Origin of the sequence: Acinetobacter sp. ANC 3929 (assembly GCF_000369405.1) — a bacterium.
Taxonomy (GTDB): Bacteria; Pseudomonadota; Gammaproteobacteria; order Pseudomonadales; family Moraxellaceae; genus Acinetobacter.
The window spans coordinates 851,841-876,849 of sequence record NZ_KB849999.1 but is presented as its reverse complement, the minus strand read 5'-3'; the positions used below and the strand labels follow the sequence as shown (position 1 = coordinate 876,849).

Sequence of the window (25,009 nt, the reverse complement as noted above, 5' to 3'; positions counted from 1 at the left end):
TGTTTTAATGAACAAACATATCCATAAATTCACGAATTTCTTGAATTGCGCTATCCACATCTGTGGTCAACCACGTTGGTTCAAACAGCCCAATATAATGTTCCAACCGATCTTGAGGCACCACCAGACGCACTGGACAATCTTCTTCAAGTAAACGCCAAGGTAGGATCGGAACTTCATTGTCTAAAAAGGGTTGTACATTACGAATGTCGACAATCATCGCATTGATGCAATCTGGTAATGGCATCACTGAAAATTCTTCTGTACGACGACGGAAGTACTCTAAATCACCCCATTTCAGGATATAGCTTGGCTTATTAAACTCAATAATTCCAATCAAATGTTCATCGCGTGTGTGATGTAAAAAACATTGATGTGTGACATCAGTGTCTAAATCAAGAGAAACACTTTGTTGGCTATAGGACATAAAGCAGAACGGCTGAGAAAGAAGGCGCGTATTATAGCTTATTTTAACGCATTCTAAAACCGCCTATATTTTAAACAGAAAATAAAATAATAAAAGTAGAATTCTGCAACTGCGGCAACGATAGTCCGAAGCTTCTTCACACAATGCTACATAGGGTATTGTTAATATAAAACTTGAAAAGTAACAAGGATGAGGGCTGCTATCATGCATGATTTTAGTAAGCCACAACCTCATGTGGCGAGCAAAGAAGAAATTACCAAAAAGAGAAGATTGCCTGTTTATATTCTGATTTTAGTGGGAATCTTCCTGATTGCATTACTTGTATATATGGTTGCCGATCATTCAGCCAATCCAACTGCTCAAGTGATCATGTCACATATGCAGTTGGCTATTCTGAATGCTTAAGCAAGCGTATCTTTAGACCAAACTAATTCATAAACAAAGCTCATTGATGTGAATCAATGAGCTTTTTTGCAAAATTATGAGACCTTTTTGTTGTATTAGTGCTGCCATTGATTGATTGGAAAATAGACAAAAACTATGGTGGAAGTATCCATAAATCATGTTCTTAATGCTAGAGCATTTATCAATGGATTTTTAACAAGATTTAAAAACACAATATAAGGATAACAACATGAATGAATTTTTTAGTGACCCCTCCAATCGCGGAGGGTTTGATGCAATGTATTACTGGGATCAATTTCATCCTATCTTTGCTGCTGTTGTCATCCTGCTTGTTGGTTGGATTGTTGCTTTAGTGATTGCAGCAGGCGTAAAGAAATTATTGCAAAAGCTTGATACCAATCACAAGTTGTCTACAGCAACGGGTCGTACGCCAAATATTGAGAATCTAGTGTCCAAACTGGTGTTTTGGTTTGTGATGATCCTTGCTGTGGTCGGTGCTTTAAATGTTTTAAATATTAGTGGTGTGAGCGACCCATTTAGCAATATGGTGGGGCGTGTACTGGCGTATATACCAAACTTGCTGGCTGCTGTTGCTGTGGGCTTCATTGGCTGGATTGTTGCACGTTTGGTTCGTGCAGGCCTAACCAATGTACTTTCCAGAACTGAGTTAGATGAAAAATTAAGTGGCGAAGTGGGTGTGAGTTCTCTCAGTAGTAATATCGGTGAGATTTTTTACTGGTTGGTTCTATTACTGTTCTTACCGATTGTGCTATCAATTTTAGGCTTAACGGGTCTGTTAATTCCTGTACAGAATATGGTGAATGAAGCGATTGCTTATCTACCGAATCTGTTTATTACAGGTGTGATTATTTTCGTGGGCTATATTCTTGCGAAAATTGTGCGTGGCATTGTTGAAGGCTTGAGTAATAGTCTGGGTTTACAAACACAAGCGGAGAAAGTCGGCCTATTTAAAAACTCCAATGTGTCTAAATTCTTAGGCTCATTTGTGTTTGCCATTATTATCATCACCACTTTAATTGTGGCCTTTGAAGCTCTTGGTATTCAAGCGATTTCTCAACCAGCAACCGCAATGCTGAATGAAATCATGTATGCAATTCCACAAATTATTGCAGCAGGTTTGATTTTAATTGTGGCTTATATCGTCTCCCGTTTTGTGGGGCGTTTAGTGGCTGAGCTGATCTCTGGCGCAGGTGTTGATGAAATTCCAATGAAGCTTGATTTACAGCGCTTCCTTGGGCAAACCCGTATTTCGGATATCATCGGCTATTTAATTGTTTTCTTTACCATGTTGTTTGCAGTTTCAGAAGCAGCCAATCGACTTGGATTGGAGCAAGTCAGCGTATTGATTGCGATGTTTATCCAGTTTGGTGCGAGCATCTTGCTTGGTGCGGTGATTCTCGTTATCGGTTTCTGGTTGGCCAATATTGTTGCGAATATCGTACAGCGTGGTGAATATAACAGCTCACGTTGGTTAGGTAATCTGGTTCGTGTTTTAATTATGGGCTTGGTGATTGCGATGGGCTTAAAAGCCATGGGGATTGCTGATTCGATTGTGAATTTGGCATTTGGTCTGACCTTGGGCTCAGTTGCGGTGGCATTTGCATTGGCTTTTGGTTTGGGAGGACGTCAACCTGCGGAACGGTTGCTGACCGATCTTTTAGATAAAGCAAAAACTGAAGCAAAACAGCCGAATCCTTTGCACAAGGAAGAGGTGACGCCGACAAACCCTGTCAGTACAACTGCACCAACGTCAACTGATCCGGTGAATCCAGTTCCACCTACACCACCGTATTCGGATGAATAGTAAAAATAATCTTTGATTTTTTCAATCAATTCGACCACTCTAGGCAGGGTGGTCGTTTTGTTTGTATAAGCGCTATTGAGCTTTATCGAGGAGTGTAATCGGCATTTTGAGCAGCCTTATACGGCTTAAATCAAAAATTTGACCTAAAAAGCAATTCATTTATCGATAAAGTATCACTAGTCTCTAAATAAAAAGTCTATAGGAGAATGAAATGAAGAGGCCAAATCGAGTATTTGCACCGATTATTATTGCAGGTATTACTGTCGGATTTTTAGCGAGTGCTTATAAGTTTGTGATTACGAAATCAAACTCTTCTAAAGAGAAACCGCTTGAAAGTAGTCAGCAAATCTCGACCTCAGAAGCAGCCAATTCTTCCGATGAACACAACTAAAGCAAACGTCACAGTCTATCGTCTGATGCCCGAATGTTGTGATGGATGAGACTGTATCAAACAAATTGAGCCGCGGCTTGTGCAGAAGACCATGCCCATTGGAAGTTATAGCCGCCTAAATGTCCTGTGACATCGAGCACTTCACCAATAAAATATAAGCCTTTCTGTTTTTTGCTTTCCATGGTCTTGGAAGATACTTCACTGGTGTCGACACCGCCAAGGGTGACTTCTGCGGTGCGATAACCCTCGGTTCCTGAAGGTTTGACCGTGAATGCGTGCAGTTGTGTTGCAATATGCTCAAGCTGTATGTCACTGAGATTACCAATCGCTGTTTCGCTTTGTTCTGCCCAAATTAATTGTTGTAGTTCCAGTACGATGCTTTTCGCCGTAAATTCACTCAGTAGCGTGCGAAGCAGCACTTTAGGTTGTGATTTTTTCTTGTCCTTAAAAAATTGATTCAGCTCCTGAGCTGGAAAGAAATCAATTTTAAAGCTTTCTCCGATATGCCAGTAGTTGGAAAGCTGTAATGAACTTGGACCACTCAAACCACGATGGGTAAACAACAAGGCCTCAGTAAATTGATGACGATCATTGACCAATGTTGCGTCTAAGGCATTGCCACTTAATCGTGTCGTGACTGCTTTAAATTGATCTGAGAAGGTGAAGGGAACCAAGCCTGCACGTGTAGGGTAAACATGATGTCCGAACTGTTGTGCAAGTTCATAACCAAAGCCTGAACCACCTAATGTCGGAATAGACAAGCCACCTGTTGCCACGACAAGCGATTCACAGTGATAAGTCCCTTGGTTAGTTTCGACGATAAAACTTGAGTCCGCTTGGGCTTTGACTTGCTGTACTTCACAATGGGTTTGAATCTCGACCCGTTTGGCCTTGCTGCATTCGGAGAGCAACAGTTCAAGAATTTCCTTAGCACCTTTTAAGGTAAACAATTGACCATGTTTACGTTCTTCATATTCGATTCCGTATTCACAAACTAAGCCGATAAAGTCCCAGTTGGTATAGCGGGTGAGGGCAGAAATCACAAAATGTGGATTTTCAGAAAGGTAATTAGAAGGTTCAACATCGAGATTGGTAAAGTTACATTTACCACCACCTGACATCAGAATCTTTTTACCGACTTTATTGGCTTTTTCCAACACGACAACCGAGCGCCCACGTTTAGCTGCCTCCGCAGCCAACATCAAGCCTGATGCACCAGCACCTAAAACAACAACATCAACTTGATGAACCATGGGAGAAATACTCGAAAGAGGAAAAGCGGGCAATTATAAAAGATTTATGCGGCTTTTAGTATGCTTTCAACTTTCCTTGTAGCCCACCCGTATGAATCGCCAAAATACGTGTATTTGCTGGAAAGTGGTTTTGTTGAATTAAATCGAACAGTCCCAGCATCATTTTGGCGGTATAGACTTGTTCTAAAGGAATTGCGTATTGCTGTTCAAATTGTTGCATAAATTGCAGTAATTCTGGATTGGTTTTAGCGTAGCCACCACAGCAATATTTATCCGATAAAGACCAATTTTTTTTATCAGTCCAGTGCTGAATATCTTTTTGTAAAAAGTCACCTTTTAGTGCTGAAAAGCCAATTACATGTTGTTGATCTGTGCTGCTTTCAATCAGCCCTGCAATGGTTCCACCTGTACCGACGGCACAGCAAATCACATCATAATGTTCTCGATCATGTTGGCTTAAAATTTCCTGAGTACCTTGTAGTGCAAGTGCATTGCTGCCACCTTCAGGAATAATAAAAGCTTGTGGATATCGCTGTTGTAATTGCTGCAAATACGCGGTTTCATGGCGTAGTCGATATTCGCCTCGGCTGACAAAATGCAGTTGCATGCCGAAATCTTGTGCGGTTTGTAGGGTGGCATTTAGCGTTTGTGAATGAAGTTCTTCGCCACGAATAATGCCTATGCTTTGAAAACCAAATCGCTGAGCTGCATATGCCGTCGCGGCAATATGATTTGAGAAAGCTCCACCAAAGGTCAGAACTTGAGTAAAGCCCTGTTGCTGAGCCGCGAGTAGGTTGTATTTCAGCTTAAAAAATTTATTGCCTGAAATTTGTGGATGAATCAGGTCAAGTCGTTTGATCGTCAATTGAACCGAAGTAGAAAGTTCTAATGTTTGATAAGGGATAGAAAAAGCAATGTGATCAAACATTTTAAAAAATGAGAAATGAATTTGATCACATTGTAAATGTATTTGATTGAGAATGTCAGTATTGCCTTAAGAGTCCGTGTTTACAGATGTGACCACTGACATGCCTGGGCGTAAGTTCTCGATGCCTTTTTGGTTTGGATCTATCGCAATACGGACTGAAATACGTTGTACCACTTTGGTGAAGTTGCCTGTCGCATTGTCAGGTTTGAGTACACTAAACTCTGAACCTGCCGCTGGAGAAATCTGCTCAACGTGCCCTGTAAATTTTTGATGATTCATGGCATCAACCGTGAAAGAGGCTTTTTGCCCAATTTTCATATTGGCGATTTGGGTTTCTTTAAAGTTGGCAATCACCCATGTTTGTTTCGGGATCAAGTAAAGCAGCTGGGTACCCGCAGCAACGTATTGACCCACCCGTGGATTGACTTCACCCAACTGGCCATCCAGCGGAGCAACAATGGTACTGTAATCCTTGGTGGTATTGGCCTGATCAAGTTGTGCTTGTGCGCTATTCACTTGCGCTTTTAAACCTGATTGCGCCACTTGAGCTGTTTTTAAAGCTTCTTGAGCGACTAGAATATTGGCTTCAGCTTGTTTCAGTAACGCGTGATTATTCTGTGCATCAGCCGCGGCTTTGTCCTGTTCGGATTTTGAAGCTGCACCACTATCGCCAAGTTGCTGATAGCGTTTTAGTTGTGCCACAGATAAATCATATTGTGCTTTGACTTGATCCAGTTTTGCTTGTGCTGCTGTGACATCTGCTTGACGTTGCGCAATCGCTTGGGTCTGATTGGCAAGACTATTTTCGGCCTGCTCGACACCAGAAACGGCTTGCGTCACTTTTTGGTCATAAGTGGTTGCATCGATATGCATCAGCACTTGACCTTGTTTGACTTGATCAAAGTCTTTGACCAATACATCTTTGATATAGCCATTGATCTGTGATGACAGGATCGTGGTTTTGCCTTTCACATAACTATTGTCCGTCTGCTCAATGGCTGTATGAAACGGGCCAATGCGCCATGCCCATAAAATAATGGTAATCCCGACAATTAAAACCAGCAGCATCCACCACAAAGTTGAGCGCTTGGTCTTGATCAACTTACTGGTTGGCGGCGGAGGTGGCGGTGGCATTTGCACGACAGTCTCTGTTGCCTTTACCGCTTCGGGTGTTTGTTTCTGCTCGGTATCGGGAGCTGTATTTTCGGATTTATCTTGTTCAGACATAATGTTTTCTCAATCAAATACCATAAATGTTAACTGGCTGCTTGCAGATTTTTTCGGGTCTTATATTTATCCCGTACATATTTAAAGAGTCCCCAGAGCAGCAACACGACTGCAAAAATGCCGTTCAATACGATGACATCGTTATAGGCACGTACTTGAGCTTCACGGGTCACCACTTTATTCAGATTCTGCAAGGCCTGATTATTTTGTAAAACAGGGTCATTACTGCTGATCATGGCACTATGTTGATAGGTTTGTAGACGCTGTGCGACCAAGGGATCGGTTGGGTCAAGATTACTGTTGATCTCAACTTTGTAATCATAAGTATGGCGTTGTTGATAAGTATTAAAAAATGATGAACCGACCAGACCACCAAAATTTTGAGTCGCAGAAAACAATACAATAAAGGTCACGACATATTGTGGCCCACGTTGCAAGGTTCGCATAAAGCCCATTAACAACAAGGGTCCAATAAAGACACCACCTGCAAAGCTTACTAAGAACTGACTGCGATAGAAGTTGGCAGGGCGAACATCACTGGTGAGGTGATAGTCTAATGCGCAGGCAACTAAAATTAAGATCTCAGCCAGAAATAAATTTAAAATCAGCCGTTCACGATGGAAGGTCAATGCACTAAATACCGAACCTGCAATCGTTCCACAGAAAATCACCACATACAGCGGCACAAATTGATCGGGTCCCATGCCCATGGTTTTCAAGAAATTCACCGCAGCATAACTTTGTTCCGACATGAGCAGACGTAGTGCAAAAGCACTGACCACGAAACTGAGTAAATCACCAGCCGCTAACCAACGGGTCATAATCAACGGATTGGTCCGATAGTGTTCGTAGGTTAAACCCAATACAATCAAACAGAAGCCTACGATCAAGGTATAAGCCAGCCACGGGCTATCAAACCACCACAGAATAGGCCCTTGTGTCAGCACAATACACAGACAGGCAAAGCCGGGAGCCAGTAAGGCAAAGGTAAAGAAGTCTTGCTTTTCAAATACTTCCATTCGTAAGCTGCGCGGTAGTTTAAGTGACACCACCATCGCGAAACAACAAATGGCCAGACCCAATTCAAAGGTATAAATCACATCCCATTGATTGGCACTGAGTAGAAAAGGCGAAATAATCCAAGCCAATGGCAATCCTAACTGTTGAAAGCCGAAGGCTAGATAAATCCCTTTGGCCATATCCGCTTTGCCAAACGCCTGCATGGTGTAATACATCCCCAACGAACTGAGTGGGGCGGCGGCTAGACCTGCAATGAAACGGACAAATAGCGCCATTTCATAGGTTTTGACAAAGGTATGTAGGATTAAGACGCCAATAAAGACCAGCAGTCCTATTTCTGAAAACAGGCGTAAGCCATACTGTTGACGTGCTTTGAACAAGATCAGGTTTGAGCTGACATTCGCCATCACATAAGCAGCAGGGAGCCATGCCGCTTGAGAGGGTGTTAAGCCATATTCCCCTTGGAAAATCGGTAAATTGGCAACGATAAAGCCATTACTTAAGCTGGCTGCAATACAAATGAACAATCCAATAAAGAAGTAGGCAAAGCGTTTTGGTCGGGCATGTGCAATTGCAGCGGGCGAGCCAGGCAGGGTTGGGCGCTCATCAGCAGACCAATCTGGAGGAGTCTCAAGATAGCGAGGGCTTTTATCCATGTTATTCCTCGAACTAAACTTTAATGCCGTTTAATAATAATTCTATTGCACGTTGAGCTAACCGAACTTGATCTGAAGCCTGATGTCCTTGAAATGAAGAACCTAAAATCGCGGTAATCATGCCGAAATCTTGTGGCGTTAAATCTGCACGGCATAATTTGTGTTGTATGGCTTGATCAATCAGCGGTTGCAATGCTTTATCGCGTCTTTCGTAAATGTTTAGCATGATTGGGTCTTGCCGATCAATAATGCGCCAGTAATCAATCAGTACAACTAGGTGTGGAAGTTGTTCAATATGACCTTCTATCAAACGAATAAAGCCATCGTTGAAGCTTTGCAGTGCGAGAGCACGTTGTTCCAAACGACTGATCGCCCGTTCTAATAGGGCAGCAATTAGTGCTTTGCGATCAGCAAAATTACGATAGAAGGTGGCTCGACCAACACCCGCATGATCAATTATCGCTTGCAAAGGTACATGAACCCCTTGCTTACGAAAGATTTCCTCCGCAGCATTAAGAAGTTCATCCCGATTATGGGCTGCTAATTGTTGACGTTTGATCATGACTAAAAGTTCGAAGAAGTCCTAAGGTGAATTAAACGGACATTTTTGTCCGAAGTAAATATCCTCCGAATCTTTATTTTGTTTAATTTAAGTAAAATAGCTGCAATCAGCACTGTGGTAAAGACAATACAATGCTAAAAAATAAGCGTAAATTAGTCATGACTAAAAATATAAACAGGTGAACAATGCAGAGATTTTTACAACGGTTGGCGAGAGAGATAAAACACCGTCCATATTTATCTGCAACTTTTGCTTTAGGTCTCGTGATCTATGGGTTATTGCATATATTTACCCGATGGCAGTGGGCGACCTGCTTACAGCTGGGCTGGAATATTGCCATCTGGTTGTATTTATTTCTGACCTTAAAAATGATGTGGCATCTGGATGCAACACATATTTTAAAACGTGCCCAGCAACAGGATGAAGGGAAATGGATGATCCTGATTGTGGTGTTGATTGCAATCGTGGTGTGTTTTATTTCGATTGTAGTACAACTGAGTCATGTGCCGAAAGATCTTCCTATTTTAAAAGGTGTGCTGATTCTGCTGACCATGGGTACGATTTTTTCAACGTGGCTGTTATTGCACACCTTATTTGCCATTCATTACGCCCATGATTTTTATCTCGCCAAAAGTCGGCACGAAGAAGCGGGTTTAGAATTTCCAAAAACTGATCAACCCGATTATCTCGATTTTATTTATTTCAGCTATATCATTGGCACCTCTGCCCAAACAGCAGATGTATCGATTACCAGCTCTTCGCTCAGACATTTGAATATCTTTCATTGTGTACTGGCATTCATTTTCAATACCGTCATTTTGGCGGTCGCAATCAATGTTGCAGCCAGTTTGATTGGATTAAATTGATAACTATTTTTTATTAATTTTATTAAAATTGATCATTTTTATTTTTGGTTAAGCTTGGTTATTTTAAATAGAGACAGGCACAGCAAGGATAAGAATATGAGCACCCAGCATCAGGTCAATCAACAGCAATATCAAGATAAATCTCAGGCCTATTTAACCAGTAAAGTACATGCGCAGGGGATTGAATTTCAGAAAATGCAACAACTGATTCAGTCGCATCAATTTAAAAAAGTGTTGGATTTGGGCTGTGGCGGTGGGCATGTCAGCTACCACGTTGCACCCTTTGTAGAGCAGGTGATTGCCTACGACTTAACGCCGTCTATGGTGGAACTGGTTGCTGAACAAGCCAAACAAAAAGGTTTGGGTAATATCGCTGCTCAGCAAGGTGCAGCCGAACTTTTGCCTTTTGCAGATCAAAGTTTTGATTGCATTATTAGCCGCTATTCAGCGCACCATTGGCATAATGTTGCACAAGCTATGGCTGAGATTTATCGAGTTTTGGCACAGCAGGGCAAAGTGATTATTGTTGATATCTTGGGAAATTCAAATCCTGTGATGGATACATTTTTTCAGACCATTGAAACGATTCGTGATCCGAGTCATGTGCGTAATTATAGTTTAGGAGAATGGGCAGGTTTTGCAGAATATGCAGGTTTTACGGTCGATACTATTGAAAAACAGCATTTGGATTTAGAGTTTCAAAGTTGGACTGAACGAATGCAAACACCTGAATATGCGGTTCAGACCATACGGGATTTACAACGCAAAGCCTCTGATCAGACACGCCAATATTATCAAATTCAAACGGATGGTTCATTTCGAAGTGAAGTCGCTTATTTAGTGCTCACGCGACCATAAATTATTGGTCGAAGAACGTGTCACAATAGTACATGATAGGATAGAGATACAAAAAAATGCGATGGCAACTCAAAATTTATGTATCTCCTCAATCCCGATTTAAGTAAAATTAATATTTGAAAATTATTCTAATCTAGAGGTCCATCTTGGAATCGTTATTGATTTTAGGCTCCATTGCTTTGGCACTGATGTTGGGTGCAATTAGCCCGGGTCCTACATTTATTTATGTGGCAAAGAACTCTATTGCGATTTCACGTAAACACGGTTTATTTACCGCATTGGGTACAGGCACGGGCGCAGCGTTGTTTGGTTTGCTTGCTGTTATGGGTTTACAGGCCATTTTATTGGCGGTGCCATCTGCTTATATCGCGCTAAAAATATTTGGTGGTTTGTACTTACTTTGGCTGGCGTATAAAATTATTAAACATGCCAAAGAGCCAATGGAAGCAGTCAATGGCACTGTGAATCGCATGAGCTATGCACAGGCCTTTCGTTTAGGGCTGATTACCCAGCTCAGTAACCCGAAAATTGCCATTATTCTTGCCAGTATTTTTACTGCATTATTACCGAAAGAAATCCCAAGTTATTACTATGTGGTGTTACCAATGCTGTGCTTCTTTATTGATGCAGGTTGGTATTCGTTAGTGGCTGTTGCATTGTCAGCAGAAGGGCCACGCAAAGTCTATTTAAAATCCAAATCCGTGTTTGATCGTATCGCGGGTGGCGTGATGACACTACTCGGATTAAAGCTGATCTTTGGAATGAAATGATGCAGCAGAAAAAGCGACCAAGACGGTCGCTTTTTTATTGTCTAAAATTCGCTTATTTAGTTTAATCTTTGAAATGTACAGGTATCCATTGATAGCTTTTACCATCTGCTGAATAAATATGTCCAATCCCCGGGAATGGTAAATGTGGTGCAGCAATGGTTTGTCCATTTTTGGCGAAATCAGCGAACTGTTTTAAGCGGGTTGCCACTGCTTTTTTCGGGTCATTATCGTATTCAATCGCAGTTTCTGGTTTATCAAATTGCACAGTATGTGAATGCACAATATCCCCAATAAAGACCACACTTTCACCTTTGGTTTTTAATTCATAGCTAAAGTGACCAGGAGTGTGTCCCACCGTGTTAATGACTTTAAAGCCTTGAATTTCATCACCGAGTTTATAAGTTTTAAAGCTTTGCTTGGCTTGGTAAGGCGCAATCGCTTGCTTAATGTGCTTAACCGTTCCTTCATAACCCGCTTGTTTGTCTTTTGGAAGCTTGGCAGCCTGTTTCGGGTCTAGCCAGTAATTGGCTTCGTCACTCGAGACATACACAGTTGCATTGGGGAAATTTGCAACCCCATCTTTGCTGATGCCGCAAACATGGTCTGGGTGTAAATGGGTGAGTAAAATGGTATCCACCTGTTCAGGTTTGTAGCCAGAAGCGACCAGATTCTTTAGGATTGAACCTAAATGTGGGCCAAAACAACTGGCTGCACCGCTATCCACTAAAACCAGTGATTTTCCTGTATTGACGAGGAAAGCATTGATAGAAGTCTGTACCCCTTTCTCTTGATCTGCGTAGTACTTTTTCAGGATTTGTTGTACTTGTTGCGGTGAAATATCTTTAAATAAGCTTGGCGACATAAAGTTAGTACCATCCAGCAGGGCGGTAATTTGCACATCACCCGTTTGGTGTTGGTAAAAGCCAGCAACCTGTTTTTGTTGTTCAATGATCGGCAGGATTTTGTTTGTTTCTGCATGGCTGAGTAAAGGGAAGCTGCTCAAGAATGAGATGGAAAGGAGGAGGGCAGTTTTTTTCATTTATAAATATTCTCGAATTTAGTTGAATTGTCTACTTTTTAGCATGGATATCTATTCTTTAAAAGGAAATAATCTTTATCGAAGAAACACTATAATCTCCTATTGCTTTATTGTTTGTAGATCCGCTTGGACTGGAAGAAAGCTACAAACTATATTTAGCTTGAGAGAGTTTATTTGATTAAAAGTATTGACTATTATTTTGATTTTTTCCATTCAATAACGGCACAAATTGTAGTAATTGGCAGTATGAAAACAAATTGTAGATATAAAAAGTCAGCAACCATTCGTGAGCAAATTGTGAAAGTAGCAATAAAAGTGGTGCCCATAATAAACTAGTAAAACAACCGTAAGCGATGGCTTGGCATAGATTTGCATTTACTAACTTATCTTTGAATATATGTAAAAATAACTCACCTGTGATATAGGCAGGAATGTAGCCAACAATAATCGCGATCAGCATTAGGACACACATCGGTATAACCACACTTGGAGTGATTAGACTTTGTAAAAAACGTGCTGGATGGTGTAAATAAATCAAGATATGGAAACTGATCACAATGATGAGGGTTCCAATAATTGGTCCATAGCGTGTAAATGTGGTTGTCACAAATTTATTTTTATTGCTTTTGAAAATTTGTTTAATTTATTTAAAAATATAAAGGGCTTCCGAAGAAGCCCTTTATATTTTTATTGATTAAGACACTTTATCACCCGGTTTAGCGCCAGATTCAGGTGAAATCACCCAAACACCTTCGCCATTACCTGCGGCAAGTACCATCCCGTTAGAAATACCAAAACGCATTTTACGCGGTGCAAGGTTGGCGACCATCACCACCAATTTGTCTTTTAAATCTTCTGGTTGATAGAACTCACGAATACCACTAAACACATTACGCGGTTCAGCTTCGCCTACATCCAAAGTCAATTGCAGCAATTTATCAGAACCTTCAACTGTTGTAGCTTCCAATACTTTTGCTACACGAAGATCAATTTTCATAAAATCTTCAATACCAATGATTTCAGCTTCGCCTACTTTTGGCTCAGGCTTTTTCTCGGCTTTCTTTTCTTTTTTCTTCTCTGCTTTTGGCGCAGCAGCTAAAGAATCTTTAGATGCATCCACCATTGCAGCAACAGCTTTGGCATCAACACGTTGCATTAACGGCTGGAATTGCGCAATTGCATGACCAACCAAGATCTGCTGACGTGATGCAAAGTCGAAGCTTTCAAGTTGTAAGAAGGCTTGAACTTGTGCCGCAAGCGTTGGTAAGACTGGAGCTAAGTAAATCGCAAGCTGACGGAACAGGTTAATACCGACTGAACACACATCATGAACTTGTTGTTCCTGACCTTCTTGCTTGGCAAGTGCCCATGGTTTTTTCTCATCGATGTACTGATTCGCACGGTCAGCCAAAGCCATGATTTCTCGGATTGCGGCTGAGAATTCACGTGCTTCATAAGCTTGTGCAATTGAATCACCTGCATCAATAAAGCTTTGAACCAGTTCAGACTCAGCACATGTGTTCGACAAGGTATTATTGAAGTTGGTGTTAATGAATTTTGCACAACGGCTAGCAATATTCACCACTTTACCGACAAGGTCAGAATTCACTTTCTGAACGAAGTCATCTAGGTTCAAATCTGAATCTTCAACTTTGTCTGAAAGTTTAGATGCAAAGTAATAACGTAAATATTCAGGATTTAAATGTTCTAAATAAGTTTCAGCTTTGATGAAGGTACCGCGAGATTTCGACATCTTCTGACCATTGACCGTCAAGAAACCATTCACGAATAAACCTGATGGGGTACGGTAGTTGGCACCTTCAAGCATTGCAGGCCAGAACAGCGCATGGAAATAAACAATGTCTTTACCGATGAAGTGATAAACTTCTTTATCGCTGTCTTTTTTCCAGAAATCATCAAAGCTTAAATCTGGACGTTTAGTTTTGATGTAGTTTTCAAAACTCGACATATAGCCAATTGGTGCATCAACCCAAACGTAGAAATATTTGTTTGGTGCATCTGGAATTTCAAAACCAAAATAAGGTGCATCACGCGAAATATCCCAATCCGATAAACCTGCTTCAAACCATTCATCTAATTTGTTGGCAATTGAAACTGGCAGACGACCTTGATCACGCGTCCATTTCTGTAAGTATTCAGAGAAATTCGGAAGTTTAAAGAAATAATGATCCGATGATTTTTCGATAGGCGTTGCACCGCTCAAAGTTGAGCGAGGATTTTCTAATTCGGTCGCATTATAAGTTGTACCGCACACTTCACAGGCATCGCCGTATTGATCTTCGGCCTTACATTTCGGGCATGTGCCTTTAATAAAGCGGTCAGATAAGAACATGCCTTTTTCTGGATCAAATAATTGGGTAACAGGGCGAATCGCAATATTACCTGCTTCACGGTTTTTGATATAGATTTCTTCTGAACGCGCTTTGTTTTCATCACTATTGGTTGAATCATAATGATCGAAATGTACGCCAAAACCATCAAAGTCACGAATATGTTCTTTCTGAACATTGGCAATTTGCTGTTCCGGACTGATGCCATTTGCTTCAGCACGTAGCATGATTGCTGTACCGTGAGCATCATCCGCACATACATAAGTCACATCATGGCCCATTGCACGCATCGCACGAACCCAAATATCTGCTTGGATATAACCGAGTAAGTGACCCATATGGATAGGACCATTGGCATAAGGTAGGGCATTGGTGACTAAGATTTTACGCACGGATATTGTTCTCTCATTCGTATTTGCAAGGCAGATGATTTTACATGACTTGGCCCTGACTTGCACAAGGGATTCAGTGAAATCTTTTCAACCCATATTTTTATCAAATTTCGAACTTCATCAAAGCTTCACTTACACTTCAATCAAAACCCATTTCCTTTACTGATAATGGCCGCATGCTAGATAGATAAAGGAAATAACAATGAGGTCTTGGTATTTACTAGGCGCATCTTTGAGTGCAAGTTTGGGATCAGTTTTTAGCTTTATTCTTCCATATTGTTTGTTTTTAAATTTTCAGCAGAACCATTTATTGCATGTGGTCAGTAACGCGATGCAAGTGATGCTGTATTTGATTCCATTTTTGATTGTGCTTGCTTTTCTTTTCTATGTCATTGTTTTATCGGTATTGAAATTACCCAGCAAAATTTTTGATGTGCGACAGTTTCTAAAAATCAGTCTGGTATTTTTTACGGGGTGGATATGCCTAGTGCTGATGATTTTATTTGAAGATCAGGTCAATACCTTTGATGTTGAAACATTTGCCATGAGTCTTTTCATTTTTGTTGCCGTTCTGCCTGTATTTGCAGTGGGCTGTATCAGTGCCAATATTTGTTATTTTTTGATGTGCAAAAAGAATGATAGAGGCTTTGGTAAACCTAGACGAATTTAGAGGGAAGAGTATGTATCCCGAGGGATTACATACTCTGCATTTGTTTGACAGTTACGTTATGTTTAGAGTTCTTTCTTAAAGAAATAACTTTTCCTTTAGACAGGAAATGGATGTGATAGCTCTTTAAGCCGTCCGTTTTTGGATCAAGCGTAATTTCAGCAAACATCGGTGTTTGCCAAAGCTCATCACTACCTAAAGTACCTAACCACGCCTGTGCTTTTAGCGCCACCGTAAATTCATCTTTGAATTCAAGCTCAGTGATACTGAGTTCGCTGCACCAATGTTCGGTTTTTGGAAATTCAGCTTTAGAAAATTTCCAGCAAATGGTGAGGGCTAAGCTACTTTCAACAGGTGCTTTATCATCACTTTGTCGATGAATCACAGGAATTAATTGTTCAGCCAGATCTTTTTCAAACGAAAGAATCATGTTCTGGATTCTTCTTTTACTGGAAAGAATGTACTTCAAACGCTTTTCTTGGGCTTGAAGTTCCTGCTGAATTTCTAAAAGTTCATTTTCATTCATATTAGGCAATTGCGACGACAAGGTCTATGATTGAGATATCTCGGAAGTATATCCGAACTATCTCCTTATATTGTTAATAGTTTTTAATACGTATTTATTGGTTCTAAAAATGATCGAAACTGCACGGCTACGCTTAAGACAATGGCGAACAGAAGATTATACGCCTTTTGCTGCAATGGGGAGTCATCTTCAAGTGATGGAATATTTCCCAAAATTACTCACGCAAGCGGAAAGCGACGCCATGATTGATAAAATGAAATCGATTATCGAGACCCAAGGCTGGGGTCTTTGGGCCGTTGAGTTAAAGCACAGTCAACAGTTTATTGGCTTCGTTGGTTTACATGATCAACCCACTCAATTTTCATTTTCGCCCTGTGTAGAAATCGGTTGGCGGCTGGATCACGCATATTGGGGGCAGGGCTACGCACCCGAGGCTGCTCAAGCTGCTCTAGCATTTGCTTTTGATCAATTAAAGCTAGAAAAAGTAGTGGCATTTACCACTTTGGAAAATATGAAGTCACAAGCCGTAATGCAAAAATTACAGATGAAGAAAGTTTCTGAATTTCAGCATCCAGCTTTAGCCATAGATCATCCATTGAGCTGGCATGTGCTGTATGAAATACTAAGTACTGATTTTATTAAACAATGAGGGTGTTATTCCTTTATATGATTTTTATATCTAAAAAATACAAAGCTTTATCAATCTGCAATGATTTGAATATTCCTGTATCCCATTTGTTTCAATTTGCAGCGTTGCACAAAAATGTCCGCTAAACACGGTATAACTAAGATTGCTCCAAACAATATGTTTTTACCTATATAGTGAGGAAATACCATGACAAATGAAAAAATTGATGACTTAAAAAACCAAGCGGCAGAATTGGGTAATGATTTAAAATACAAAGCGAAAGAAGCTCAGCTACAAGGTGAAAAAGCAGTCGATGACTTAAAACATTCCGCAGAGGAATTGAAGTTAAAAGGCGAGAAAGCACTGGATGATTTAAAGAAAGATGTTTCTGAGCAAAATGCTGAAGGTAAAGAAGCGGTTTCGAATAAAGTCGATGATATCAAAGCCAAGCTTGAAGACACCCAACATGCGGTTCAAGACAAATTTGAGCACTTTAAAGAAGAGGCCAGTCATAAACTGGATGATGCAAAGGCAAAAGCTTCTGAGTTAAAAGATGAAGCTGCTGCAAAGTTTGATGATCTGAAAACTCAAGCTAGCCACAAACTGGATGATTTAAAGAAAGCAGCAACGGATACCATCAATAAATTTAAAGGTTAATCATTGAGTTAACGCTAAATAATTGATGCTCATATCGAGAGAAGAAAATCGGCTATAAAAATGAGCAATTATCTTCTTTGATATGAGCGTCTATTCTTCAATACTGCTAAACTAGCCAAACTCAGTGATATGTTGAACTGTTTTTGGAGTAAAAAAATGTCGTGGCTTTCTTCCTTAAAATCTGTTTTTTCACCATCGCAAGAAGTGAAGGAAGACGAGATTCAAACAGTTCTACAAAATTATGTATTGCCGCATTCTGAAAACAGCCTGAAAGATCGAATCAGCCAAGTGAATGTACAAGGTCGAATTCTGCAACTTACGGTGAATACTTTTCCTGAAGAAAAAGATCATTTACAGCAGATCCACGATGAGTTGGCTGAAGCTTTGGAAAAGTGTGGTATTCAAGAATTAAACTTGCACATTATTCAACAGAAACATGCAGTGCATGGTGAAGCTGGTCATAGCTGTTCATCCAAGCCAAAAGCAGAAAATAGTAATTTACCCCCTGTGATGGATGCCTCTGCTAAAGCAGAAGCTGATCCGAATAATCCACCGATTCAAAAAGCTGCACCACAACAACGTGATGTGGCCGCACATCCACGGATTCAAAATGTGATTTTGGTATCTTCAGGGAAAGGTGGTGTGGGCAAATCAACCACGACAGTCAACCTTGCACTCGCGCTACAGCAATTGGGTTTAAAAGTGGGTGTATTGGATGCCGATATTTACGGACCAAGTATTCCGACCATGTTGGGAAATGCAGGGAGAACCCCACAGATTGAAAATGAACATTTTGTACCTTTAGATGCGTATGGCATGGCGGTATTGTCGATTGGGCATTTAATTGGTGCACACAATACACCTGTGGCTTGGCGTGGTCCGAAGGCAACAGGCGCACTTATGCAACTGTTTAATCAAACCTTGTGGCCTGATTTAGATGTATTGGTAATTGATATGCCACCCGGTACAGGTGATATTCAGTTGACTTTGGCACAGCGTATTCCTGTAACGGGTGCAGTGATTGTAACGACACCACAAAATGTTGCATTGATGGATGCAACCAAAGGAATTGAACTATTCAATAAGGTGAATATTCCAGTTCTCGGTGTGATTGAAAATATGTCGACGCATATTTGCTCGAATTGTGGTCATGAAGAGCAAATTTTTGGTACAGGCGGTGGTGATCAGCTATCTGAGCAATATCATATTCCTTTGCTTGGTCATTTACCTTTAGATGCCAAAATTCGTGAACACGCAGATAAAGGCACCCCAAGTGTGATCGCAAAAGATGCAGCCGCAGACAGCTATCTCAATATTGCACAAGCTGTGTTGCAACAAATGGAGAAGTTACCAAAACGTCAGAAAGACGATAAGCGTATCTTCTAAAATGAATAAAAACCCAGCACATCCTGCTGGGTTTTTACTGTTTGATTAAAATAAACTTTTATTTTTACGCTTTAAAAATAAATTAAAAAAATTAAAAATGGTATGTTGCTTGCTTATCACTTGTTTTGATTTCTGAGTATAGATCAATGATGCAATTTAAAAGCCTGATGGGTATTGTCAGTGTTTGTGCGGCTTTAGTTTTAAGTGCTTGTAATGGAGATAGTTCTTCAAATAGTAATAATCAGGTACAAGCAAAGCCCAAGTTACAACCGATTGTGATCCAAGGTGCATTGCCTGTTGAATCAGAACGAATGGCCTCAAAATTAGACAATGTCAGTGTAGAAACCATCGGCGGCTGGAAATTCTGGAAGGGCACCTATAAAGGTTATCCAATGGTCATCTCTAAAACTCGTATGGGCATGAGCAATTCAGCTGCAGCGACAGCCATTGCCATTCAGCATTATCAACCGATTGCGATTATCAATCAGGGCACATCGGGCGGTCATGATCCAGACTTACATGTATTTGATATCGTTTTAGGAAAATACACCACCAATATTGGTGCATTTAAAACACCAAACAAACCGATTGGCGGTGGTTCAAATGCACTTGAGTGGAATGAAGCATTTGATGTATTACCCGATGATGAGTCTAATCCAGAACCGATTGCAATTCGTAAATTTGAGGGGGATAAGGAACTTTTAGTTGCGGCTTACAAAGCTAAAGTGAACTACACCAAAGGACAAGTAGTAGAGGGAACAATTGGTTCAGCTGATACTTGGAATAATGAGCTTGATCGCATCAAACAGTTCCATACGACTTACGGCACCTCGGTAGAGGAAATGGAAGCAGCATCGGTTGCTCAAATTGCACATCAATTTGAAGTGCCATTCCTCGGAATTCGCATATTATCAAATAATATTACCAATAATGGGGCCTATAACCCTGCAACAGGTGAAGCTTGTCAGGACTATGCACTTGATGTTGCTGAACAATATATGAAGGTCAAAGCGGAAATAAAATAATCTGTTTTATCAAGAAGAAACCGTTTAGGTGGTTTCTTCTTTTCTGTGTTTATAACGATTTTTCCAGCTTCTAATGACAATCCAACGCCAGAGTAGGTGCGTGGTCAGATAAAATAAAACAGCAAATAAAATAGCTTCAATCACGAGACCCGAGATCAAGATCTTGGCTAAACTAAAATCAATATGGCCATGCCCAAAGTTTTTAATCCAGTTTAAAATTTGATGCAGAACGCCAAGTAGCATTTCTTTATTGATCATATTGACGTGATAAATTTTAGTACCAAACCAAAAACCTAGATAAAGAATCGGTACCACAGTGAAAGGATTGGTCAACCAAGCCATACATAAGCCAATCGGTAAATTCACTTCAAAAAACAACACAGTCAGAATAATAAATAGACTATGGAAAGGTACGGGTAAAATCCCCCAAAAGGTGCCTATAAACATGGCTTTCGCAATCGAACGACGATTCACATACCAAAGCAAAGGATTTAAGGCTCGATCACCAAAAATTTTCATCAGCTTTAAGCTCGCGACTTTCTCTGATGAAGGTAGCCACTTGTGAAAGAATTGCTTAGGCATAAATGCGGAAATAGACTCGATAGGACAAAGAAGTTTGTGATTGTATATAAAATAACATTATTTACTTAGTGAAAACTTAAAACAAACACAAACATAAGCGTTCGTAAAATAGCACTTTTGTCAGTACTTTACATTTATTGTATTTAAAACATGCGATTTTTATGGTGTGACTCTTGAGTAGAATGTGCTTGAAAACTATAAAATATAAATAAAACATTTATTTAGGTTGTATTTAGTCATAACTGTTTACAGTTATTTTTTTGCTATAGCTTGTCAATTGGATTAATCTAAATCTATCTTCTAGTGAGGTCATTCAATGATTTCATGGTTTTTTATTGGTTTAGTCATTACCATTTTGTTGACTCCTGGTCCAACCAATACCTTATTGGCATCTTCTGGTATTCAGGTTGGATTACGCAAATCTTTATTATTGATTCCGGCAGAAGCAGTGGGCTACATCCTTGCCATTAGTGCTTGGGGCATGCTGATTGGAAAAGTGTCTGCCACTCTACCTGCTCTACCTATTTTTCTAAAATTATTGAGTGCGGGTTATATTATTTTCTTGGCAATTAAATTGTGGCGCACAGCGAACCAAGAAGTTGCCTTAAATCAGCCGACCATTCGACCACGAGAGTTGCTATGTGCAACTTTATTGAATCCTAAAGCACTGTTATTTGCCTCAGCGATTTTTCCTGTTACAGCATGGAAAAGCCAAGAGATTTATGTGGTACATATGAGCAGCTTTGTCGGAATGATTCTACCGATTGCTTTATTTTGGATTTCTGTGGGAGCTATGCTAGCAACCAATAAAGTCAAATGGTTGTCTCAATCTAAACTACAACGTACAGCGTCTGTTGTTCTTATGGCTTTTGCCATTCCGATTAGCTATTCAGCTCTCATCAATTTATAACTTTCACAGTGCTATCCTGAACAACAGGGCAGCACTATTGTTTTCATTGATACCATTTTACGTTAAAGTACTCGCCAATTATTAACTTAGTCTATGGATAAAAGTCATGGCAATAAAATCTGATCGTTGGATTCGTGAAATGAGCGAAAAACACGGCATGATTGAACCTTATGCAGAGAATCAAGTTCGTTTCGATGAGAACGGAGAAAAGTTGATTTCTTATGGGGTATCGAGCTATGGCTACGATGTCCGTTGTGCACGTGAGTTTAAGGTATTTACTAACGTCCACTCAGCGATTGTTGATCCGAAAAACTTCGATGATAAAAGCTTTATTGATATCGAATCTGATGTTTGTATTATTCCACCAAACTCATTTGCTTTAGCGCGTACCATTGAATATTTCCGTATCCCGCGTAATGTTTTGACCGTTTGCTTAGGTAAATCGACTTATGCGCGTTGTGGAATTATCGTTAACGTCACGCCGTTAGAACCTGAATGGGAAGGTCACGTTACCCTTGAATTCTCAAATACAACCAATTTGCCAGCGCGTATTTATGCAGGTGAGGGTGTTGCACAAATGTTGTTCTTTGAAAGTGATGAAGTGTGTGAAACTTCATACAAAGATCGTGGTGGTAAATACCAAGGTCAAACAGGTGTGACATTGCCAAAGACTTGATAAATATTTTGATTATAAAAAAGCTCATTATATGAAAGTATAGTGAGCTTTTTTATTTAGACTGAATTTATTGTTGATTTTTCTGTCCTATTTTGTTTAGAAAAACAAAACTAGTATTTTAGTAAAAATAATATATAATTTATAAAATGATTTGTTTTTGTATAACACCATCGAGTCTGCAAGATGGGATCTTTGTCGTTGGTGATATAAAAACATTATAAAAATAAACAAATATGGATGTGGTAAAAACACGGAGGTCGGTTATGCGACGCTTTAAATCCCTTCATTTTGCAATGTTGGCCTTAGGTAGCTTTTTCTTAAATTCTGCTTATGCAACTTCTGAAACATTGCATCTTTTATCTGATCGTGAAATGTCAGCTACTACGGCGCAGGCTTTAATGAGTTTGTCTTATATTGCACCGAATGATGCTAAAAATTTGGAGAGTCAGCGTTCAGGCGGGGATCAAAATCTTGGTTTTTATCGCTTGGGTATGGAGGCAGAGTTAGAACTTAATACTAATATTAAAAAACTACAATTAGGTTGTGGTGGCATAAATGGTTTAGGTGAATGTGATATTGATATTGATTATCTGAGTTTGAGTGGAATTTCAGATACGAGAGAGGGACGAGCAAGTTCGAGTGCAAAATTAACGAATCCATTTATCGAGTTCGCAATTAAAAATTCAAATTCAGCATCAACACGTGAAGTAACAGGCTTGAGAGTGAGTTCTGAAAATGCAGAAGGATTGTTAACATTTGGTCTTGAAAATGGCAAAGATGCTAATAACAATGGTATTAAAAGTGGCATTAATCACTTTAGCGGTTACATGGAGATTGCAGCACAAAGTGGTACTGCAACGGTTAATCCGATCTCGATTACCCAAAATGGGGAGAGTAATCCAACTGGTATTGCTTTAAGCGGTAAAGCATGTAGTGGTCCATATCCCATTGTAGGATGTGGTGCTGTACGGACAACTTATACAATGATATACGCTGAATTATCAGGAGACTTTCCCTTGGGAGATTCTAGGCAGCCAACTTATAAAAGTCTTCGGCCATTTGATTTGGTGTCTTAAAACCCAAACCCTTTTGAATTCTTCGATGATTATAAAATAACTCAATGTATTTTATAATATCTGCTTTGGCTTCTTCTCTAGTTTGATAGTTGTAATGATGAACTAACTCATTTTTCAATATTCCCCAAAAGCTTTCAATCGGTGCATTATCGTAACAGTCTCCGCGCTTGCTCATTGAACCTTGAAAACCATATTGCTCAAGTATATTTCGATATTCATGGCTGCAATATTGACTTCCTCTGTCTGAATGCACAATCAGTTCTTTGGTTGGTTTTTGATTGTGAATAGCCATATTTAGCGCATTACAAACAAGCTGTGTTGTCATGCGCTCATTTAAGCTATAGCCAACCACTTGCTTCGTGTAAAGGTCTTTTACCGCTGCTAAATACAGCCATCCTTCAACAGTCCATATGTACGTAATATCACTTGACCATGCTTGATTTGGTCTAGTCATTGAGAATTGTTGCTCCAGCAGGTTTTCATAGATCGCTCGATTATGGTCACTATTCGTAGTCCTTTTAAAACGCTTGTGTCGCTTACAATACAGGTGGTTCAGCGCTTTTATCTGACGTACAGCGTACATACTCATTTTTATACCCTGAGCTTGTAAGTATTTGGTTAATCGAATATAACCATAGCTCTGCCTTGTCTCCTCATGGGCTATTTTCACCAATATCGTCTGTTGATTTCGTTGAATCGTTCTTTTGCTCACGCCTCTCTTGAGCCAATCATAAAAACATGAAACTGAAACATGAAGTAATCGAGCCATTAAGGTAATTGGAAAAGAATATCTTTTTTGTTTCATATAGGCGTACCTTACTGACTTTCTTTGGCAAAGTACGCTGCTGCCTTTTTTAAAAATTCACGTTCCATTTCAGCTATTTTGAGCTGTTGTTTGAGTTTTTTATTTTCTTCGAGTAGAGCGTTTAGATCAGGTGAATACTGTTTTGTACCTGCTAAAGTTCCAGCCTTTGCTTTGGTATTCCAATTTGAAAGAGTTTGCATTGAAATGCTAAGTTGTCTAGCTGTTTCCGAGACATTGCCTTGATTGGCTTCAATTAATTTGATGGCTTCAGCTTTAAATTCTGTGGTGTAAGTCTTGTGTTTCTTGCTCATGGTAAACTCCTGATGAGTGTGTTTAGTTTACCAAGTTAAAACCTCCTGTTTTTTCAGCACACATCATCTAAATCGAGATTTGGCAGGAACGGTTAATAATTTAAAAGTGAATGTGAGTATTGATGAAGATTTAGGATATTTTCATAAAGCTAATCTGAACGGAACACCCGCGTCACTGTCATTACAGTCTGCTGATATACGTTGGCCAGGCACTAAATCTGTAGCCCAACAAGGTTGGTGGCTAGAGTTTTCAAATCCAATTGATATTGGGGATATTACACCAACAAAAAATGTGGATATTGCTTTGGGAACGATTGTTGAAACATTGGGACAGGTAAGTGACTATCTTTATGATAACCCTGTAAATTGCGGTATTCTCTTATTAAACTGTTTAGTGGGTAGTACCATTAATGTGGGGAATGTTAATCTAACTAGTTCCCCGCCAGTGAGCATGGGCTTGCAAAATTTACAACTAAAAAATCAAGATTTTGCCCCTAACTGTTATGGTGGTTTAAAATTCTGTTAATCTAATTTCTTAAAAAAAAGCAGCATTTGCTGCTTTTTTTGTTTTAAACATGAGTATTTATATTTAAAAACCTGATTTATCTTTATAGGTCATTTTCGTCGGATAATGTCTAATTTGCATAAAAAATTGTTTATATTAGAATAAAAGAGCATTTACTCTGATTTTAAAATATAAAAAGGATTTTTATAATGAAAAGTAGATATCTATGTATGTTTATTTCAGGGCTGTCTGGGTGCCTCATTAATTCAATATCGGTCGCTTCTC

Annotated in this window: 25 protein-coding genes and 2 pseudogenes; 15 read left to right on the top strand and 12 right to left on the bottom strand. The window is 39.7% G+C overall.

The annotated features are described in order from the left end of the window. Window positions 1–4: 4 nt before the first annotated feature. Window positions 5–427, bottom strand: a complete 423-nt coding sequence (locus F909_RS08845; protein WP_005151225.1) for a hypothetical protein — start codon at window positions 425–427, stop codon at window positions 5–7. A 204-nt stretch (window positions 428–631) separates the two neighbouring features. Here F909_RS08845 and F909_RS08850 point away from each other — a divergent pair, with 204 nt between their 5' ends. From F909_RS08850 to F909_RS08860, 3 genes are all read left to right on the top strand, one after another. After that, complete coding sequence (locus F909_RS08850) at window positions 632–832, top strand: hypothetical protein (RefSeq protein WP_005151222.1); 201 nt, start codon at window positions 632–634, stop codon at window positions 830–832. A 229-nt stretch (window positions 833–1,061) separates the two neighbouring features. Then, window positions 1,062–2,657: a mechanosensitive ion channel gene (locus tag F909_RS08855; RefSeq protein WP_005151219.1), complete on the top strand. Its 1,596-nt coding sequence runs from the start codon at window positions 1,062–1,064 to the stop codon at window positions 2,655–2,657. A 211-nt stretch (window positions 2,658–2,868) separates the two neighbouring features. Then, on the top strand, window positions 2,869–3,048 hold the full coding sequence (locus F909_RS08860) for a hypothetical protein (RefSeq protein WP_005151217.1): 180 nt from the start codon (window positions 2,869–2,871) through the stop codon (window positions 3,046–3,048). Window positions 3,049–3,104: 56 nt separating this feature from the next. Here the strand turns inward: F909_RS08860 and F909_RS08865 are convergent, their stop codons facing one another. From F909_RS08865 to F909_RS08885, 5 genes are all read right to left on the bottom strand, one after another. After that, entirely contained in the window at window positions 3,105–4,301 is a 1,197-nt protein-coding gene (locus F909_RS08865) for a BaiN/RdsA family NAD(P)/FAD-dependent oxidoreductase (protein WP_005151208.1), read from the bottom strand. Window positions 4,302–4,356: 55 nt separating this feature from the next. Then, window positions 4,357–5,229: a 1-aminocyclopropane-1-carboxylate deaminase/D-cysteine desulfhydrase gene (locus F909_RS08870; protein WP_005151206.1), complete on the bottom strand. Its 873-nt coding sequence runs from the start codon at window positions 5,227–5,229 to the stop codon at window positions 4,357–4,359. 66 nt (window positions 5,230–5,295) lie between these two features. After that, entirely contained in the window at window positions 5,296–6,363 is a 1,068-nt protein-coding gene (locus tag F909_RS08875) for an HlyD family secretion protein (protein WP_228129400.1), read from the bottom strand. 122 nt (window positions 6,364–6,485) lie between these two features. Beyond that, window positions 6,486–8,132 carry an MFS transporter gene (locus tag F909_RS08880; RefSeq protein WP_005151200.1) on the bottom strand — a complete coding sequence of 549 codons (1,647 nt, stop codon included), beginning with the start codon at window positions 8,130–8,132 and terminating at the stop codon, window positions 6,486–6,488. A 13-nt stretch (window positions 8,133–8,145) separates the two neighbouring features. After that, the gene (locus tag F909_RS08885) at window positions 8,146–8,694 is read right to left on the bottom strand and encodes a TetR/AcrR family transcriptional regulator (protein WP_005151198.1); all 549 of its coding nucleotides are present in this window, start codon (window positions 8,692–8,694) and stop codon (window positions 8,146–8,148) included. 185 nt (window positions 8,695–8,879) lie between these two features. On the opposite strand from F909_RS08885, the gene F909_RS08890 reads away from it, so the two are divergent. The 3 genes from F909_RS08890 (at window position 8,880) to F909_RS08900 (ending at window position 11,188) form a co-directional block, all read left to right on the top strand. Further along, a complete protein-coding gene (locus tag F909_RS08890; RefSeq protein WP_005151196.1) occupies window positions 8,880–9,560 on the top strand; it encodes a DUF1345 domain-containing protein in 681 nt (226 codons plus the stop codon). A 96-nt stretch (window positions 9,561–9,656) separates the two neighbouring features. Next, window positions 9,657–10,418, top strand: coding sequence for a class I SAM-dependent methyltransferase (locus F909_RS08895; protein WP_005151195.1), 762 nt, complete (start codon window positions 9,657–9,659; stop codon window positions 10,416–10,418). Window positions 10,419–10,561: 143 nt separating this feature from the next. Continuing rightward, window positions 10,562–11,188: a LysE family translocator gene (locus F909_RS08900; RefSeq protein WP_212749614.1), complete on the top strand. Its 627-nt coding sequence runs from the start codon at window positions 10,562–10,564 to the stop codon at window positions 11,186–11,188. 61 nt (window positions 11,189–11,249) lie between these two features. Here F909_RS08900 and F909_RS08905 read toward each other — a convergent pair whose 3' ends face one another. The 3 genes from F909_RS08905 to metG form a co-directional block, all read right to left on the bottom strand. Next, on the bottom strand, window positions 11,250–12,227 hold the full coding sequence (locus tag F909_RS08905; RefSeq protein WP_005151191.1) for an MBL fold metallo-hydrolase: 978 nt from the start codon (window positions 12,225–12,227) through the stop codon (window positions 11,250–11,252). A gap of 178 nt (window positions 12,228–12,405) precedes the next feature. Next, window positions 12,406–12,834, bottom strand: a complete 429-nt coding sequence (locus F909_RS08910) for a hypothetical protein (protein ID WP_005151190.1) — start codon at window positions 12,832–12,834, stop codon at window positions 12,406–12,408. 87 nt (window positions 12,835–12,921) lie between these two features. Then, window positions 12,922–14,970 (bottom strand): methionine--tRNA ligase, encoded by a 2,049-nt coding sequence (gene metG, locus F909_RS08915; RefSeq protein WP_005151187.1) that lies wholly within the window; start codon window positions 14,968–14,970, stop codon window positions 12,922–12,924. Between the two features lie 202 nt (window positions 14,971–15,172). On the opposite strand from metG, the gene F909_RS08920 reads away from it, so the two are divergent. Continuing rightward, a complete protein-coding gene (locus F909_RS08920) occupies window positions 15,173–15,640 on the top strand; it encodes a hypothetical protein (protein ID WP_005151186.1) in 468 nt (155 codons plus the stop codon). Window positions 15,641–15,665: 25 nt separating this feature from the next. Here F909_RS08920 and F909_RS08925 read toward each other — a convergent pair whose 3' ends face one another. After that, window positions 15,666–16,163 carry a hypothetical protein gene (locus F909_RS08925; RefSeq protein ID WP_005151185.1) on the bottom strand — a complete coding sequence of 166 codons (498 nt, stop codon included), beginning with the start codon at window positions 16,161–16,163 and terminating at the stop codon, window positions 15,666–15,668. A 109-nt stretch (window positions 16,164–16,272) separates the two neighbouring features. Here F909_RS08925 and F909_RS08930 point away from each other — a divergent pair, with 109 nt between their 5' ends. From F909_RS08930 to F909_RS08945, 4 genes are all read left to right on the top strand, one after another. Then, window positions 16,273–16,812 carry a GNAT family N-acetyltransferase gene (locus tag F909_RS08930; protein ID WP_005151184.1) on the top strand — a complete coding sequence of 180 codons (540 nt, stop codon included), beginning with the start codon at window positions 16,273–16,275 and terminating at the stop codon, window positions 16,810–16,812. Window positions 16,813–16,998: 186 nt separating this feature from the next. Continuing rightward, on the top strand, window positions 16,999–17,448 hold the full coding sequence (locus F909_RS08935) for a hypothetical protein (RefSeq protein WP_005151183.1): 450 nt from the start codon (window positions 16,999–17,001) through the stop codon (window positions 17,446–17,448). A 156-nt stretch (window positions 17,449–17,604) separates the two neighbouring features. After that, window positions 17,605–18,834 (top strand): iron-sulfur cluster carrier protein ApbC, encoded by a 1,230-nt coding sequence (apbC, locus tag F909_RS08940; RefSeq protein ID WP_005151177.1) that lies wholly within the window; start codon window positions 17,605–17,607, stop codon window positions 18,832–18,834. 146 nt (window positions 18,835–18,980) lie between these two features. Beyond that, window positions 18,981–19,859 carry a 5'-methylthioadenosine/S-adenosylhomocysteine nucleosidase gene (locus F909_RS08945; RefSeq protein WP_005151175.1) on the top strand — a complete coding sequence of 293 codons (879 nt, stop codon included), beginning with the start codon at window positions 18,981–18,983 and terminating at the stop codon, window positions 19,857–19,859. Between the two features lie 24 nt (window positions 19,860–19,883). On the opposite strand, the gene F909_RS08950 is transcribed toward F909_RS08945, so the two are convergent. Then, the gene (locus F909_RS08950; protein WP_032877912.1) at window positions 19,884–20,441 is read right to left on the bottom strand and encodes a DUF2062 domain-containing protein; all 558 of its coding nucleotides are present in this window, start codon (window positions 20,439–20,441) and stop codon (window positions 19,884–19,886) included. A gap of 316 nt (window positions 20,442–20,757) precedes the next feature. On the opposite strand from F909_RS08950, the gene F909_RS08955 reads away from it, so the two are divergent. From F909_RS08955 to F909_RS08965, 3 genes and pseudogenes are all read left to right on the top strand, one after another. Continuing rightward, window positions 20,758–21,351: a LysE family translocator gene (locus tag F909_RS08955; RefSeq protein ID WP_005151170.1), complete on the top strand. Its 594-nt coding sequence runs from the start codon at window positions 20,758–20,760 to the stop codon at window positions 21,349–21,351. Window positions 21,352–21,457: 106 nt separating this feature from the next. Next, window positions 21,458–22,027, top strand: coding sequence for a dCTP deaminase (gene dcd / locus F909_RS08960; RefSeq protein WP_003653416.1), 570 nt, complete (start codon window positions 21,458–21,460; stop codon window positions 22,025–22,027). A gap of 263 nt (window positions 22,028–22,290) precedes the next feature. Continuing rightward, a pseudogene (locus F909_RS08965) lies at window positions 22,291–22,968 on the top strand (hypothetical protein); the annotation flags it as partial. Window positions 22,969–23,053: 85 nt separating this feature from the next. Here the strand turns inward: F909_RS08965 and F909_RS08970 are convergent. After that, a protein-coding gene (locus F909_RS08970; protein WP_085940844.1) for an IS3-like element ISAba22 family transposase occupies window positions 23,054–24,219 on the bottom strand; the annotation gives its coding sequence in 2 pieces (ribosomal slippage) (window positions 23,054–23,961 and window positions 23,961–24,219; 1,167 coding nt in all). Window positions 24,220–24,283: 64 nt separating this feature from the next. Between F909_RS08970 and F909_RS08980 the strand changes: the two are divergent. Then, window positions 24,284–24,745, top strand: a pseudogene (locus F909_RS08980) (hypothetical protein); the annotation flags it as partial. Window positions 24,746–25,009 lie beyond the last annotated feature (264 nt).